The sequence below is a fragment of the Bartonella sp. AP36NXGY genome (assembly GCF_042195865.1).
Classification (GTDB): Bacteria; Pseudomonadota; Alphaproteobacteria; order Rhizobiales; family Rhizobiaceae; genus Bartonella.
Genome location: NZ_JBHIPD010000006.1, coordinates 77,055 through 92,024, shown reverse-complemented (window position 1 = coordinate 92,024; position 14,970 = coordinate 77,055). Strand labels below are relative to the sequence as shown.

The 14,970-nt window shown below is 38.6% G+C and carries 14 protein-coding genes; 4 read left to right on the top strand and 10 right to left on the bottom strand.

What is annotated here, in order from left to right; translation table 11 throughout:
- Positions 1 to 2 precede the first annotated feature (2 nt).
- A complete protein-coding gene (gene topA, locus ACFINX_RS04150; RefSeq protein ID WP_375668374.1) occupies positions 3 to 2,576 on the bottom strand; it encodes a type I DNA topoisomerase in 2,574 nt (857 codons plus the stop codon).
- A gap of 264 nt (positions 2,577 to 2,840) precedes the next feature.
- Between topA and ACFINX_RS04145 the strand changes: the two genes are divergently transcribed.
- Positions 2,841 to 3,047: a hypothetical protein gene (locus ACFINX_RS04145; protein ID WP_005773510.1), complete on the top strand. Its 207-nt coding sequence runs from the start codon at positions 2,841 to 2,843 to the stop codon at positions 3,045 to 3,047.
- Here ACFINX_RS04145 and dprA read toward each other — a convergent pair.
- From dprA to ACFINX_RS04125, 4 genes are read right to left on the bottom strand one after another with little or no spacing between them, the layout of a single operon-like run.
- Positions 2,977 to 4,209, bottom strand: coding sequence for a DNA-processing protein DprA (gene dprA / locus ACFINX_RS04140; RefSeq protein WP_375650374.1), 1,233 nt, complete (start codon positions 4,207 to 4,209; stop codon positions 2,977 to 2,979). The genes ACFINX_RS04145 and dprA overlap by 71 nt on opposite strands.
- Positions 4,166 to 4,798 (bottom strand): glycerol-3-phosphate 1-O-acyltransferase PlsY, encoded by a 633-nt coding sequence (plsY, locus tag ACFINX_RS04135; RefSeq protein WP_375611937.1) that lies wholly within the window; start codon positions 4,796 to 4,798, stop codon positions 4,166 to 4,168. Before plsY ends, dprA begins: the two co-directional genes overlap by 44 nt.
- Before the next feature lie 11 nt (positions 4,799 to 4,809).
- The gene (locus ACFINX_RS04130; protein WP_375668373.1) at positions 4,810 to 6,111 is read right to left on the bottom strand and encodes a dihydroorotase; all 1,302 of its coding nucleotides are present in this window, start codon (positions 6,109 to 6,111) and stop codon (positions 4,810 to 4,812) included.
- Positions 6,108 to 7,073 carry an aspartate carbamoyltransferase catalytic subunit gene (locus tag ACFINX_RS04125; protein ID WP_375638414.1) on the bottom strand — a complete coding sequence of 322 codons (966 nt, stop codon included), beginning with the start codon at positions 7,071 to 7,073 and terminating at the stop codon, positions 6,108 to 6,110. Before ACFINX_RS04125 ends, ACFINX_RS04130 begins: the two co-directional genes overlap by 4 nt.
- Before the next feature lie 125 nt (positions 7,074 to 7,198).
- Here ACFINX_RS04125 and ACFINX_RS04120 point away from each other — a divergent pair, with 125 nt between their 5' ends.
- Entirely contained in the window at positions 7,199 to 8,818 is a 1,620-nt protein-coding gene (locus ACFINX_RS04120; RefSeq protein ID WP_375613414.1) for an acyl-CoA dehydrogenase family protein, read from the top strand.
- On the opposite strand, the gene ruvX is transcribed toward ACFINX_RS04120, so the two are convergent.
- Positions 8,803 to 9,282: a Holliday junction resolvase RuvX gene (ruvX, locus tag ACFINX_RS04115; protein WP_375611932.1), complete on the bottom strand. Its 480-nt coding sequence runs from the start codon at positions 9,280 to 9,282 to the stop codon at positions 8,803 to 8,805. The genes ACFINX_RS04120 and ruvX overlap by 16 nt on opposite strands.
- A gap of 148 nt (positions 9,283 to 9,430) precedes the next feature.
- Here ruvX and gatC point away from each other — a divergent pair, with 148 nt between their 5' ends.
- Complete coding sequence (gene gatC / locus ACFINX_RS04110; RefSeq protein WP_375650356.1) at positions 9,431 to 9,718, top strand: Asp-tRNA(Asn)/Glu-tRNA(Gln) amidotransferase subunit GatC; 288 nt, start codon at positions 9,431 to 9,433, stop codon at positions 9,716 to 9,718.
- Between the two features lie 31 nt (positions 9,719 to 9,749).
- Positions 9,750 to 11,234 carry an Asp-tRNA(Asn)/Glu-tRNA(Gln) amidotransferase subunit GatA gene (gene gatA, locus ACFINX_RS04105; protein WP_375611931.1) on the top strand — a complete coding sequence of 495 codons (1,485 nt, stop codon included), beginning with the start codon at positions 9,750 to 9,752 and terminating at the stop codon, positions 11,232 to 11,234.
- Between the two features lie 95 nt (positions 11,235 to 11,329).
- On the opposite strand, the gene ACFINX_RS04100 is transcribed toward gatA, so the two are convergent.
- Genes ACFINX_RS04100 through ACFINX_RS04085 form a run of 4 tightly spaced genes read right to left on the bottom strand, consistent with a single transcriptional unit; the run spans position 11,330 to position 14,940 of the window.
- Positions 11,330 to 12,040, bottom strand: a complete 711-nt coding sequence (locus tag ACFINX_RS04100) for an ABC transporter ATP-binding protein (RefSeq protein ID WP_273791026.1) — start codon at positions 12,038 to 12,040, stop codon at positions 11,330 to 11,332.
- A complete protein-coding gene (locus tag ACFINX_RS04095) occupies positions 12,027 to 12,809 on the bottom strand; it encodes an ABC transporter ATP-binding protein (RefSeq protein WP_375611930.1) in 783 nt (260 codons plus the stop codon). Before ACFINX_RS04095 ends, ACFINX_RS04100 begins: the two co-directional genes overlap by 14 nt.
- Positions 12,806 to 13,864, bottom strand: a complete 1,059-nt coding sequence (locus ACFINX_RS04090; RefSeq protein WP_375611929.1) for a branched-chain amino acid ABC transporter permease — start codon at positions 13,862 to 13,864, stop codon at positions 12,806 to 12,808. The genes ACFINX_RS04095 and ACFINX_RS04090 overlap by 4 nt, the downstream gene beginning before the upstream one ends.
- Entirely contained in the window at positions 13,864 to 14,940 is a 1,077-nt protein-coding gene (locus ACFINX_RS04085) for a branched-chain amino acid ABC transporter permease (RefSeq protein ID WP_375611928.1), read from the bottom strand. Before ACFINX_RS04085 ends, ACFINX_RS04090 begins: the two co-directional genes overlap by 1 nt.
- Positions 14,941 to 14,970 lie beyond the last annotated feature (30 nt).

Sequence of the window (14,970 nt, the reverse complement as noted above, 5' to 3'; positions counted from 1 at the left end):
ATTTATGTCTCTTTTATTTTTGCTTTTGTTTTAGAAGAAGCTCTTTTTGAAGTTGTTTTTTTACTCGATGCTTTAGCCGATATAAGTTCTAGTGCCTCTGGAAGTGTTACACTAATGGGATCTTTATCTTTTGGCAATGTTGCATTAATTTTACCCCAATTGACATAAGGACCATAACGCCCGTTGCGCACGGTAATGGTTCCTCCTTCGGGATGCTCTCCTAATGTTGCCAATGCTTCAGGTGTTGTTCTGCTTTGCCTGGTTTTGTTTTCTTGTTGTTCTGCTAATACTGTAACAGCGCGATTGATACCAATATCAAAAACTTCATCTGCATGAAGAAGGCGCGCAGATTTTCCATTATGGCTAAGATAGGGACCATATCGTCCAATCGTAGCCGTGATTGTTTTTCCGGTTTCAGGATGAATGCCAATTTCACGGGGAAGGGATAGTAAAGCCAAGGCTTTATCAAGGGTTACATTTTCTGCCTGCCATTCTTTTGGTAATCCTGCACGCTTAACTTCTTTGCTTTCACCAAGTTGAATATAGGGACCAAACCGGCCATTACGAAGAGAGATCTCTTTTCCTGTTTCAGGGTCAATACCAAGTATAACAGGTTCATCATTGCGTACAGCTTCATTCTCTTCTCCAGTATCTGTACCAAGTTGGTGTGTGTATTTACATTCGGGATAATTGGAACAGCCAACAAAAGCACCATAACGCCCAAGTTTTAATGATAATTGACCATTTTTACAAAGAGGACAGGAACGCACATCACTTCCATCTTCGCGTTCAGGAAAAGCGAGAGGTGCTAATGTTACATTTAAAGCATCAAGAACATTGGTTATACGGAGTTCTTGGATATTGCTAATAGATGCATTAAATCCATCCCAAAAATCTCGCAATACGTCTTTCCAAGAAAGTTTGCCATCAGAGATAAGATCCAGCTTTTCTTCAAGATCTGCTGTGAAACCATATTCTACATAGCGATTAAAAAAATTTTCAAGAAAGGCTGTAACAATACGTCCCTTGGCATCGGGAATAAGCTTTCGTTTATCAATGACAATATATCCACGGTCACACAATGTCGCTAATGTGGATGCATAAGTTGAAGGACGACCAATTCCTAACTCCTCAAGCTTTTTAATTAATGAAGCTTCAGAATAACGAGAAGGGGGCTCTGTGGTATGTTGTACAGATTCAACTTTTTCTTTTGTAAGTGCTTCACCAGTGTTTATTTGTGGTAAACGTGTTGTTTCATTTTCTTCATTATTTTCTTCGTCTCGTTGATCCGTGTAGACGGAAATAAAGCCATCAAAACGAACAACAGATCCTGTTGCCCGTAGATTTGCACGCTCTTCTCCTTGCTGTGCTTCAATTTCAACGGTTGTACGTTCAATGTCAGCAGAGCGCATTTGGCTGGCAATGGCACGCTTCCATATCAGATCATAGAGCTTTGCTTGATCGCTATCGAGAAAATTACGGACTTGACTAGGATTGCGTTGAAAATCTGTTGGGCGGATCGCTTCATGTGCTTCCTGTGCATTTTTTGCCTTTGTTGAATAAAAACGTGGCTTTTCAGGAATATAGTCTTTTCCGAAAGTTTCATGAATAACTTTTCTTGCTGAATCAATAGCCTCAGGTGCTATCTGCACACCATCGGTACGCATATAAGTAATAAGCCCTGCCGTTTCACCATTAATTTCAATGCCTTCATAAAGCTTTTGGGCAATTTGCATAGTGCGAGAAGCTGAAAATCCTAATTTTGAAGAAGCTGCTTGTTGTAGTGTAGAGGTTGTAAATGGAGGAAAAGGATTTCTCTTTGTAGGTTTTGCTTCAACACTGAGTGTATGATATTGAGCTTTCTCCAGCATAAAGCGAATTTGGTCTGCTTGTTCTTGAGATTGAATATCAAGCTTGCCTATTTTTCTTTGATTAAACATTGTCAATCTTGCTTGGAAACTATCATTTCGGATGGTTTTTAACTGTGTTGTAATGGACCAATAATCTTCTTTGATAAAATGTTCTATTTCTGATTCACGATCACAAATAATACGCAAAGCAACCGATTGAACGCGTCCTGCTGAACGCGCACCAGGGAGTTTACGCCATAAAACAGGTGAAAGTGTAAAACCAACGAGATAATCGAGAGCACGACGTGCAAGATAAGCATCGACAAGGGATGTATCAATATTACGTGGATTATTCATAGCATCAAGCACAGACTTTTTGGTGATGGCATTGAAGACAACTCTTTTAATAGGTTTATCTTTTAAAACTTTTTTTTGACGAAGAACATCCAGAATATGCCATGAAATAGCTTCCCCTTCACGATCAGGGTCTGTTGCTAATATAAGGCTATCAGCTTCTTTAACGGCTTTTGCTATTTCATTTAAACGTTTAGCGGCAGCAGAATCTATATCCCATTTCATAGAAAAATCTTGATCCGGTAAAACAGAACCATCTTTTGCAGGCAAATCACGAACATGTCCAAATGATGCGACAACTTTGTATTGAGATCCAAGATATTTATTAATTGTTTTTGCTTTTGCTGGAGATTCAACGATAACGATATTCATAATTTTACCCAAATATTGAAATAAAAATTTTTTTATAAACGCCTTTTACGCGAATAGCTAATGCCAATTGCTTAAGAGCACATAAAAAAATATTAGCCATATAAAAAACATGAATATTGTACAACTTATGATTGTCATTATTAGAGTACACCCTATATAGAATTACACGATTTATTTTCCACTGTTATTACAAAAACATACGGCGAAATACTAAGATAACGTCTATTGAGAGGTAGGAGGGGAAATGCTCAAGGATAGAGGATTATGTTTATAAATCATTTAAAAGTTATCCAATATATTACAGACATGTCAAAGCAAATGAATCAGATGGCGCGTCAGGCGCACAGTCCGCTTTTAGCATTGCTTTTGGATATGGTTGCCAAAGAAGGGCAAAGCATTATTAATAGTGCTGAGGCTCTTGGGGAAGATCAAGATTCGACAATGACACACAACCACCAGAGTGTCGAATAAGCTTTCCAGCAAGCTCGAGTTCTACCAACAAGAGGTAGAGAGTTGGGAGTGAAATACCTGAGTGGATACTGAGTGTGTCTAAGTCGATTGGCGTTGTTGAAAGAGCGGAGAGAACTGCTGCACGTGCTGCATCATCATCTGCTAAAGAGAGATCGCTGTTTTTTTCATCTGCTAAATTAAAATTCTCCTTTTCAAGTTGTAAGGAGGATGGTTCCTCAAAAAAATTGAGTTGCGAATTTGGAAGCGGTGAAATTAATGGCGTAAGTGTTTCTATAATGTCAGAAGGATGTGTGGTGAGTAGAGCACCGTCTTTGATAAGATTGTTTGTACCAACAGATCTTGGATCAAGTGGAGAACCGGGAATGGCAAAAATTAGCCGTCCCATTTCAGCTGCTTGACGTGCGGTAATTAAGGACCCTGAGCGCAGGGCTGCCTCTACAACCAAGAGACCAAGTGATAGAGCTGCAATAATACGGTTTCTTCTTGGAAAATCGATAGCACGCGGCTTCCAAGAAATGGGCATTTCGCTGATGATGGCTCCACCGTTGGCAATAATATCTTCATGCAACTTTTTATTTTCAGGAGGATAGATATGATCAATTCCTCCCGCCATGACTGCAACAGTTCCTGTTTTTAAACTTGCTTGATGCGCAACGCTATCAATTCCACGAGCGAGCCCAGAAATTGTTACAAAGTCTGCTTCTCCGAGAAAACGCGCAAATTGAGCTGTAAGCTTTTTTCCCGCAGCTGAAGCATTTCGAGAACCTATAATTCCAATAGAAGTTTTTTGAAAAATTGAAACATTACCTTTGATAGCAATAAGCGGCGGAGGGGCTTCTGTAACCTTAAGAAAAGCTGGATAATCTGGTTCTCCCATACCGATAAACCGGACACCTAATCTTTCAGCTTCTTGCATTTCTTTTTCTGCATCTTCTAAGCTTGCTATTTTAATAGATACAGAACCACCCCCTTTTCTACTAAGCTCTGGCAGTGCTGCCAGAGCATTTTCTGCTGTTTTATAATGATCAATGAGATTGCGAAAACTAACAGCTCCAATATTTTCACTGCGCAATAACCGTAACCAGCTTAGACGTTGATGATCAGTAAGCAGGATTCCTTTATTTATCTCCGTGTTGCGTACCAATCTTACTTTCTTCCCCAATTAATAATCTACCGATATTTGCAGAATGTTTTATAAACACAAATACGCTCATCACAATCAGCATACAATAGAAATAAGAAGCGGAAAAATAAAAAACAAATATCGGTGTGATCGTAACAGCAATAAGCGCAGATAATGAAGAATAACGCATGAGGAGAAAAATCGCACTCCATACAATAATAAAAATAATTGCTGCAGGCCAATAGATTCCTAAGCAGACTCCTAGATAGGTAGCAACACCTTTGCCACCTTTAAATTTAAGCCATACGGGGAAAAGATGTCCTAAGAAAACAAAAAAGCCTGCTAGAGAAACAAGGATACTATTGTCTAGCGGATCACTAAAAAACTTTATAACGAAAACAACGATAGTTCCTTTCAACATATCACAAAGAAGTGTTAGAGCAGCAAGCTTTTTATTTCCTGTTCGTAAAACATTTGTTGCTCCAATATTGCCGGAACCGATTGTTCTTATATCACCAATTTTGAACAATTTCGTAAAAAGAAGCCCAAATGGAATCGAGCCAATGAGATAAGATACGAGGAAAATAAACCATGGAGTGGACTGAAAAAATATTTCTGCTTCATTCATTAAGAATCTCATTAAGTTTGTTGATCAAGTTTAAAAACGTTTTTCCCTTTCACAAAAGTCTGGATCACGCGTCCTTGAAAACGTGCATTCTCAAAAGGGGTATTTTTTGAACGTGAATAGAGCTTCTCTTTCGAAACAACCCATGGTTCTTCAAGATCAACCACAATAAGGTCTGCATGAGCCCCTTTTTTGAGTGTTCCTGCATTGAGTCCAAAGAGCTTTGCAGGCGCCGTTGACAAAAGTTCCGTTATCCGTAGAAGAGATAGGCTCTCATTATGATAAAGACGTAAGGCTGCGCTCAATAAGGTCTCCATACCAATAGCGCCAATTGCCGCGTCATTAAATGGTAAATGTTTTGTGTCGATACTCTGAGGATCATGAGAAGAGACAATAACATCTATAATCCCATCCTTTATTGCTTCAATCATTGCTACACGGTCTTCTTCTGTACGCAATGGGGGCATTAAGCGAAAAGAAGTGCGATATTGTCCAATGTCATTTTCATTGAAAGATAAATGATTAATAGATACACCCGCTGAAATTTTCTCACTGCGTTTTTTACCTAAACGAAGTGCATCAGCAGAGAGTGCTGTCGATATTTGAGCGGCATGATAGCGTGTTTGCGTTAATGCTGCTAAACGTAGATCTCTTTCAAGTGGGATAACTTCTGCTTCGCGAGGGATGCCAGAAAGACCAAGCCAACTGGCAAGCAGTCCTTCATTCATCACACCTTGCCCTGTAAGATCTTTATCTTGCGTTTCATGCATCAATGGAACATCAAAATCGCGTGCATAAGTCATTGCACGCCGCATAACAGATGAATTTTGAAGTGTTTTTTTTCCTTCACTAAAGGCAACGGCTCCAGCATCTTTGAGCAAACCAAATTCGGTTATTTCTTGTCCGTTGAAACCTTGTGTGATTGAAGCAACGGGATAAATATTGACCAATGAGATTTCCTGTGCTGTATGCGTAATAAATTTAACGAGTGCTACATTATCAATAACTGGATGCGTGTTTGGCATCATAAGAAAGGAAGTAATACCACCTGCTGCGGCCGCGTAACTTGCTGATGTAATTGTTTCACAATGTTCATTCCCTAATTCTTCAACAAAAACGCGCGCATCAACAAGTCCAGGGAGAATTGCTTTGTTTTGTGCGTTAATAACTTCTGCTTCTTCAGGGAATCCCTGATTCAGAGCTTCTTTTCCAGCGGCTATAATTCGTCCATTTTCAACAATAACTGTACCAATTTCATCGATTACGCGCGAAGGATCAATAATACGAGCATTTTGAAAAACAACTGGTTTTATCATTTTTTTTCTCCACTGATCTTTGCGCGTGAATCTAATAGAGCCTCCATGACAGCCATACGCACTGCAATTCCCATTTCTACTTGCGTATGAATCATACTTTGTGGTCCATCTGCTATATCGGATGCAATCTCTACACCACGGTTTATTGGGCCAGGGTGCAGAATAATAGAATCATTTTTGGCATAGGCTAAATTTTCTTTATGTAAGCCAAAATAATGGAAATATTCACGCGTAGAAGGAATAAAAGAGCCTGTCATCCGTTCATGCTGTAAGCGCAACATCATGATAACGTCAGCATTTTTAAGACCTTCTTTCATCGTGTTAAAAACCTCAACACTCATATGAGCGATTTCTGCGGGTAAGAGTGTTGAGGGAGCAACAGCACGAACACGAGCACCCAAAGCATTGAGACACAGGATATTGGAACGGGCAACACGTGAGTGTAAGATATCTCCGCAAATCGCAACAGTTAATCCTTCAATACGACCTTTTGCCCTTTTAATGGTTAGAGCATCTAATAAAGCTTGGGTTGGATGTTCATGAGCACCATCACCTGCATTAATAACACAACAATCAACTTTTTGCGCTAATAAAGCTGCCGCTCCTGCACTGTTATGGCGAAAAACCAGTATATCTGGCTTCATCGCATTGAGAGTTGTAGCAGTATCAAGTAATGTTTCTCCCTTTTTTACAGATGAGTTGCCGATCGCAAGACTCATCACGTGTGCACCTAGCCTTTTACCCGCTAATTCAAAAGAAGATTGTGTTCGCGTAGAGGCTTCAAAAAAGAGATTAATTTGAGTCCGTCCATGCAAAGTAGATTTTATTTTATCAATTTTGTTAGAAAGGATAATATTTGCTTCTGCACGATCAAGCAATGTATTAAGATCTTGTACACTCAGATCTTTAATAGCTAAAAGATGTTGATGAGGGAAAAGTGGGAAAAAATTATCTTGCATCATAGCATTCTTCTTTATCTCTCTCTAAACAGGTTAAACAAGCATTTGTTTGAATATGATAAATGTTTCTTAACTCTAAAAAGACAAATAGTCTATGATATGAATGATTTGAATGTAGGAATATACCTATGAGTGCTGTATCTGCGCAAAATACTCGTCGAAAAAATACATTTCTTAGCGATACGCTTATGTTTCGTATTGCTTCTACTTTGCCTAAGTTTTTGTTAGCAAGTTTTGAAGAAATAGGGGATTTTGCCGCGAGTCGAGAAGCATGGAAACTTTCTTGCTTAGCGAATCATTATAAGCCTTTACTATGCTATAATGATGAATGGGGGCAACCAACAGAAAGATTAGAGATCCATTCTTCCTATCAAGCTCTTCAACAATATTCTAGACAAGCAGGTTTGGTTACCTCGCTTTGGGAAAATACGAGCTCAGAAAATGGAGTACGCTATCAAGCGCGTGCGATTCGTTTAGCTTTATCTGCTGGTTTAGAAACAGGACATTTGAATGAAGTTATCATAACGAGTGCAGCTATTGCTGTTTTAATTAGTGATATTGAGCTCTTCAAAAAATGGCAAAATGTACTTTTATCACGCCAATATGATTCCTCATCAAAACCTATTCATCATAAAAAGGCTGCTTCTCTAACTTGTGCATTTGACGATATTGAAAAATACGCTTTCAATTTTCCAAGTGTTAAGAAAATTTCTTTCGATGAAAGTATGGAACGTGATCTATATCGTTTAAATGTTGTAAAAACCAACGTTATTAATCCTACCGCTGACGGATATCTTGTTAGTGCAGATTTAGATGGTCATTTAAGTTGTTTTTTTATTCCACGCATACAAGAAAATGGCGCATTAAATGGATCTATATCGATTCGTCATTTAATTCAGCGTTCTGGAGAACTTTTAACACCAGAGGGGGTTGTCGACTTCCAAGGCAGTTATGGCTGGCTTTTGGGAAATGCTGGAGAAGGGCTTAAAGTTATTAAAGATATCGAGACGATGATGCGTTTCGATCAATCTGTCATATCGGCAGGTGTTTTACGAGCGGCTCTTCAATTTGGTATGGATTTTTTCCGGAAAAAAATACCCAATCAGCCTTTACCTCCACTGACAGAACGTATTTTTGCAGATATTGCATTAGATATAGCTGCCTCACAAGCATTGGTTTTGCGTTTAGCGAGAGCATTTGACAATGCAGCAAATGACCGTTCTGAAGCAGCTTTTGCCCGCATTATGACACCTATTATTGCTTATCATGTAAGTCAATTGGTTGTGCCTATTATTGGTGAAATTATTGCACAACTTGGTATTGAAAGTTTTATAGAGAATAATCCATTATCACAAATGTTGCATAATGGGCCTGCGCGAATTGTGAGAAATAGTTCTGCTAATCAATTGGTAAAGGATGCAATTCTTATTGCTGAAAAAGCACCGGGATTGTTTCAGAAATTGTTGGAAAAAATTGCTCTTGATATTGGACCAGCGGGACCCCGAGCAATTGAAATTATTAAGTCAGCAGGTGATATGGCATCAGCAAATGAAGGTGCAGGAAGATTTTTTGTTGAACAAGTAGCTTATGCAGCAGCAGCAGCAGCATTACGTTCTACAGACATAGAACATGTTGCGAATGCCTATATGGAAAGCCGCCTTGGGGGACAATGGAGATCTTCTTACGGGATGCTCATTGCACGATATAATGCAGGGCATTTGCTCAATGTCCTCTATCCTTCCATATGATGAAAGTTTTGAATTCTATTGAGAGCACCTTGCAATATAAAAGCGGCGGCTGCCGAATCAATACGGCTTGCTCTTTTAGCGCGCGATACATTCATTTCTAAAAGAGACCGTTCCGCAGCAATTGTTGATAAACGTTCGTCCCAAAAAACAAATGGAATTTTTGTATAAGCTTTCATATTGCTCACAAAAGCTCTGGTTGCTTGAACACGAGAGCCACTGCTTCCATTCATGTTAAGAGGTAAGCCAATGATAATAACGCCTACATTTTCACGGTCAAAAATTTTAATAAGTGTGTAAGCATCTTCTGTAAATTTTTTTCGCTGTAGTACAGGACGCGGATTTGAGACAGTCAGCCCCATATCAGAAATCGCAATTCCGATAGTTTTTGTCCCTAAATCTAAGCCTGCTATTGTTTGTCTAGGCAAAAGATGTTTTATAACTTCATCTATATTAATAACAGTCATAAAGGTATAATACGTTTTTTAATGTTTCAGATCTATAGTTATATTCTTTATTCATGTTATCTAATATTCTTGCACTTACAAGTGCACCCTTGTATAGCCAGAATAAAGATCAAATAAATAAACAAAAAAGCAGAAAGGCGTAAAGAGTATGTCTGTTGATCAAGAGACAGTCAAGCGGATAGCACATTTAGCAAGGATTGCCCTCCACGATGATGAGATAGAACCTGTGACAAAAAAATTCAATGCTATTTTAGGTTTTGTAGAGCAATTGAATGAAGTTAATGTCAGTGGGGTTGAGCCATTAACATCTGTGATGCCGATGACTCTACGAATGCGTGAAGATAGTGTTACAGATGGCGATAAAGCAGCAGATATTGTAGCCAATGCCCCTGTTACAGAAGAAAATTTTTTTCTTGTCTCAAAAATTGTTGAGTAACTTTTTATATTTTTGAAATTTGAGAACCAATATGACTGATTTAACAACTCTCACAATTGCGCAAGCTCGTGATGCTCTAACAAAGAAAAATCTCAAAGCAACAGAATTAACGGAAGCTTATTTACAAGCAATAGAGTTGGCGAATCCAACTTTGAATGCTTATGTAACAATAACAGCAGAACAGGCAATGAAAATGGCTGCTGAATCAGACAGTCGCTTAGCGAAAGGGCAGGGAGGGCTTTTGGAAGGAATTCCCTTGGGGATTAAAGATCTTTTTGCAACCTATGGTGTTCATACTCAAGCCTGTTCAAATATCCTTGATGGTTTTAAACCGCACTATGAATCAACTGTCACGGCTAATTTATGGCAAGATGGTGCTGTGATGTTAGGAAAACTTAATATGGATGAGTTTGCTATGGGCTCATCCAACGAAACATCATATTATGGTCCCGTTATTAGTCCATGGAGAAAAAAAGGCTCAAATGAAAAACTCGTACCCGGTGGTTCTTCGGGAGGATCCGCAGCCGCTGTTGCTGCACAAATTTGTGCTGGTGCAACTGCAACCGATACAGGTGGCTCAATACGTCAACCAGCAGCTTTTACTGGAACTGTGGGAATAAAGCCAACTTATGGACGTTGTTCGCGATGGGGCGTTGTCGCGTTTGCTTCATCTCTTGATCAAGCTGGACCTGTTGCTAGAGATGTTCGTGATTGTGCTATCTTACTCAGATCAATGGCCTCTTTTGATGAAAAAGATTCTACTTCCGTCAATTTACCAGTTCCTGATTATGAAAGTTATCTTGGTCAATCAATCAAAGGAATGAAAATCGGTATTCCAAAAGAATATCATGTGGATGGAATGTCTCCAGAAATTATTGAGCTTTGGCAAAAAGGAATAAATTGGTTAAAAGAAGCAGGTGCTGAGATTAAAGATATTTCTTTGCCCCATACAAAATATGCTCTACCTTCTTATTACATTATAGCTCCTGCAGAAGCCTCTTCTAATTTAGCGCGTTATGATGGTGTGCGTTTTGGTTTGCGCATGCCTGGGAAAGACATCATTGAGATGTATGAAAATACGCGTTCTGTTGGTTTTGGTGATGAAGTCAAACGGCGCATTCTGGTTGGGACTTATGTTCTTTCATCAGGTTATTATGATGCCTGTTATTTAAGAGCTCAAAAAGTAAGAACACTCGTAAAACGTGATTTTGATCAATGTTTTGCTTCAGGCATTGATGCTATTTTGACACCAGCAACACCAACATCTGCTTTTGGTATTGCTGATGAAAAAATAAAAAATGATGCTGTAGCAATGTATCTTAATGATATTTTTACTGTACCAGTTAATATGGCTGGATTACCAGGAATTTCTGTTCCTGCTGGTCTGTCATCAAATGGTTTACCTCTAGGATTGCAATTGATTGGTAAACCTTTTTCTGAAGAAGTCATTTTTCAGATAGCGCACATTATTGAACAAGAAGCAGGAATATTCAGTGCAGAAAAATGGTGGATGTAATAGTCAAAATTCACAAAAGAGCATTTCTCATCCTTAATGAGAAATGCTCTTTTAAATGGTGGAGGGAATGAGCTCTATTTCCTTAATTCGTAGTCTTACCCACCAAGATAGGCTTCTTTAACACGCGAATCAGAGAGCATAGTTTTTCCTTCACCGTGAAATAAAATATGTCCTACCTCTAAAATATAAGCATAGTCAGCTATGGAAAGTGCAGCAAATGCATTTTGTTCAATAAGAAGAACAGTTTTCCCCATATCATTAATTTTTCGAATAATCGAAAAAATTTCTCGAACGAGAAGTGGTGCTAACCCCAACGAGGGTTCATCTAATATGACCATATCAGGATTGCTCATGAGTGCACGGCCCACAGCAACCATCTGTTGTTCACCACCTGACATTGTTCCTCCCAACTGTTTTGCTCTTTCACGTAGGCGCGGAAAAAGGTCAAATATCCATTCAATATCACGGGAAATTCCCTGCTTATCGTGACGAATATAAGCGCCTAGATGAAGATTCTCTAAAACAGTGAGATGGGGCATGATACGTCGTCCTTCAGGGCTTAAAGCAATCCCTAATCGCAAAATCTCTTCTGGTGATTTTTTAATAATAGATTTGCCATTATAGGTAATTTCTCCATAAACAGAGCGATTAAGCCCTGTAATAGAACGTACAATACTGCTTTTTCCTGCACCATTGGCTCCAATTAAAGTGACAATACTGCCCCGCTTTATGGACATAGAAAGATTTTGGACAGCTTTAATGGCGCCATAATGAACGTAAAGATTTTTTATTTTAAGAATATCCATAAACATCTCCGCCAAGATAAGCTTCAATAACTTTAGGGTTATTACGAATTTCATCTGGTGTACCACTGGCAATGCAACAGCCATATTCCATAACCAAAATATGTTGGCAAAGCCCCATAACCACTTTCATATCGTGCTCAATAAGAAGAATTGTAAGATCAAAGTCTTTTTGCACTTTTGCTATGAATTTTCTAAGATCTTCACTTTCTTGTGGATTCATGCCAGCAACAGGTTCATCAAGAAGAAGCAATTTGGGCTTTGTGGCTAACGCACGTGCAATTTCTAGACGTCGTTGCACACCATAAGGTAAAGCTGTTGCCGATTGATTGGCAAGATGATCAAGTTGTAGCTGTTCAAGGAGCTCCAAGGAATTTTTATAAACTTCCTTCTTTTCTTTTATTGCTTTTGAAAAAAAGAGAGCTGAAGAAAACCAAGGATATTTTTGTCGAACATGCGCTCCTACCATAACATTCTGCAAAACCGTTAACCCTGAGAAAAGACGAATATTTTGAAATGTTCTGGCAATATGGCTTCTACAGATAATATAAGGAGACGCTCCAGAAATTTTTTTCTCATCAAAAAGAATGATGCCGCTTGTAGGAGCATAAAATCCAGAAATCATATTGAAAACTGTTGTTTTTCCAGCACCATTGGGACCAATTAATCCAGTAATACTTCCTCGTTTAATTGCCATATTAACATTATTTACAGCAACTAATCCGCCAAAACGCATTACAATATTATTGAGTGAAAGGATATTGTCGTTCATAGCTTTCCCTCAGTATTAGAAAGCTTTTTGCGTGTCAAAAAGCTATAAATTCCATTCCATGAAAATTCTCGTTGTCCCATTAACCCTTTTCTCCAAAACAAGATAATTACCAGCAATAAAAGAGAAAAAACAACCATACGAAGCCCTGGGGTTTCTGGAATATGTATAAAACCTAAGTCAAATGGACTTTCAATGATACGAAGCCATTCAAGCATGACTGTAATAATAATGCTGCCAATAATGCTCCCTGTAATTGAACCGAGACCACCAGCAACAACAATCATTAAAATATTAAAAGTCAGAAGAAAATTAAACATTTTTGGATCAATGGTTGAAATAAGAGCCGCCATTAATGCGCCACCTATACCTGCAAAAAATGCTCCAACAGTAAAGGAAAAACTACGGTAGAAAAAAGCATTAATTCCCATAGTTTTCGCAGCTATTTCATCATCACGGATAGCACGTAATACGTTACCAGTATTGCTTTGCAGTAAGAGGACAATAAAGAGAACTGTAAATGCTAGCCAACCATAGTTCCACCATAATGTTGCATTTTGAGGTATTCCTTTGATTCCCAAAGAGCCATTTGTGAGCGATGTTGCGTTCGTAATGACAATGCGAATAATTTCCGCAAAACCTAATGTTGCAATTCCAAGATAATCGCCACCAAGACGCAATATTGGTAAAGCAATTAATAAACCTACAACAGCAGCACACAAACCACTTACGACAACAGCGATAAAAAAAGGTAACTGCAAATGATATAATGGTTCAGCAATAGGATCAAGAATCCACATCATTTCTTTTTGTTCAGGGGAAAGAAGTAAAATTGCGCAAACATAAGCACCAATAGCCATAAATCCAGCATGTCCAAGAGAAAACATACCTGTGAAACCGTAAATCAAATTAAGCGAAATTGCCAATATCGCATTAATAGCAATCAGATTGATGATACGAAGCGTATAGTCATTAAAATGGCTATCAGCATAAAATAAAAAACCTATGAGAACTAAAACACTTATACACGATAAAACAGTTGTCGCTGACTTTGCCATTAGATTTTCTCCTGATTTCTTTTACCCATTAATCCTGTGGGCAATATCAATAGAATCAGAATCAATAAAATGAAAGCGAAGGCATCTCGATATCCAGATAGCGCGGGGAAAAATGCGATAATCATAATTTCAATAAACCCTAATAACAATCCTCCCAACATTGCTCCTGGTATCGAACCAATACCTCCGATAACAGCAGCAATAAATGCTTTGAGACCAGGAAGAACACCCATATAAGGCTGAATTTGAGGATAACGTAAAGACCACATAATGCCTGCTATGGCGGCAAGAGCTGAGCCTATTCCAAATGTAAACGCAATAACTTTATTGACAGACACACCCATCAAACGTGTTGTTTCAATATCATGGGAGATTGCGCGCATAGCAAGACCCGGTTTTGTTTTATGGATAATCCATAATAGTAATAAAATAAGAATTAATGACACAAAGGGAACGATCAGAGACATGGGAGCAATTCTGATGATACCATCTGCTCCTGATCCTAGATGCCATAAAAATGGTGTTACAAGAAAGTCTGGCTGTTGTACACCTTTCGGAACACCACTAAAGAGTACAGTAGCAAGATTTTCAATAAAAAAAGAAACACCAATTGCACCGATAAGTGCCGAAATACGCGGAGCATGGCGTAGAGGTTTATAAGCAAATTGATCAACAGCAACACCCACAGCACTTGTAATAAAAATGGAAAAACAAAGAGCTAAAACCCAAATCGGTGTAAAGTCTTGCGGGGAAATTTTAAAATAATAAACAAATCCTAGCGCAAGAATTAAAAAAGCAGCAATCCAATAAATTGGAGGACGCCTTTTAAAGCCTATAAAGACCGAATAATAAACAAGAGCAGCAAGGAACAAAAGAAGAAAAGCTGCCCAAGCAGGCATAAAGCCAATTGTGGAAAAGAAAACAAAATATGCTCCCAGCATAAAGATATCACCGTGAGCAAAATTAATGAGTCTCAGTATACCGTAGACCATGGTGTAGCCAATAGCAATAAGCCCATAAAGAGATCCCAATGCCAGTGCATTAAAAAAGTACTGGATGAACATTTCAGTGCTCATCTCTCATCCTTCCACATTTGTTAATTTACA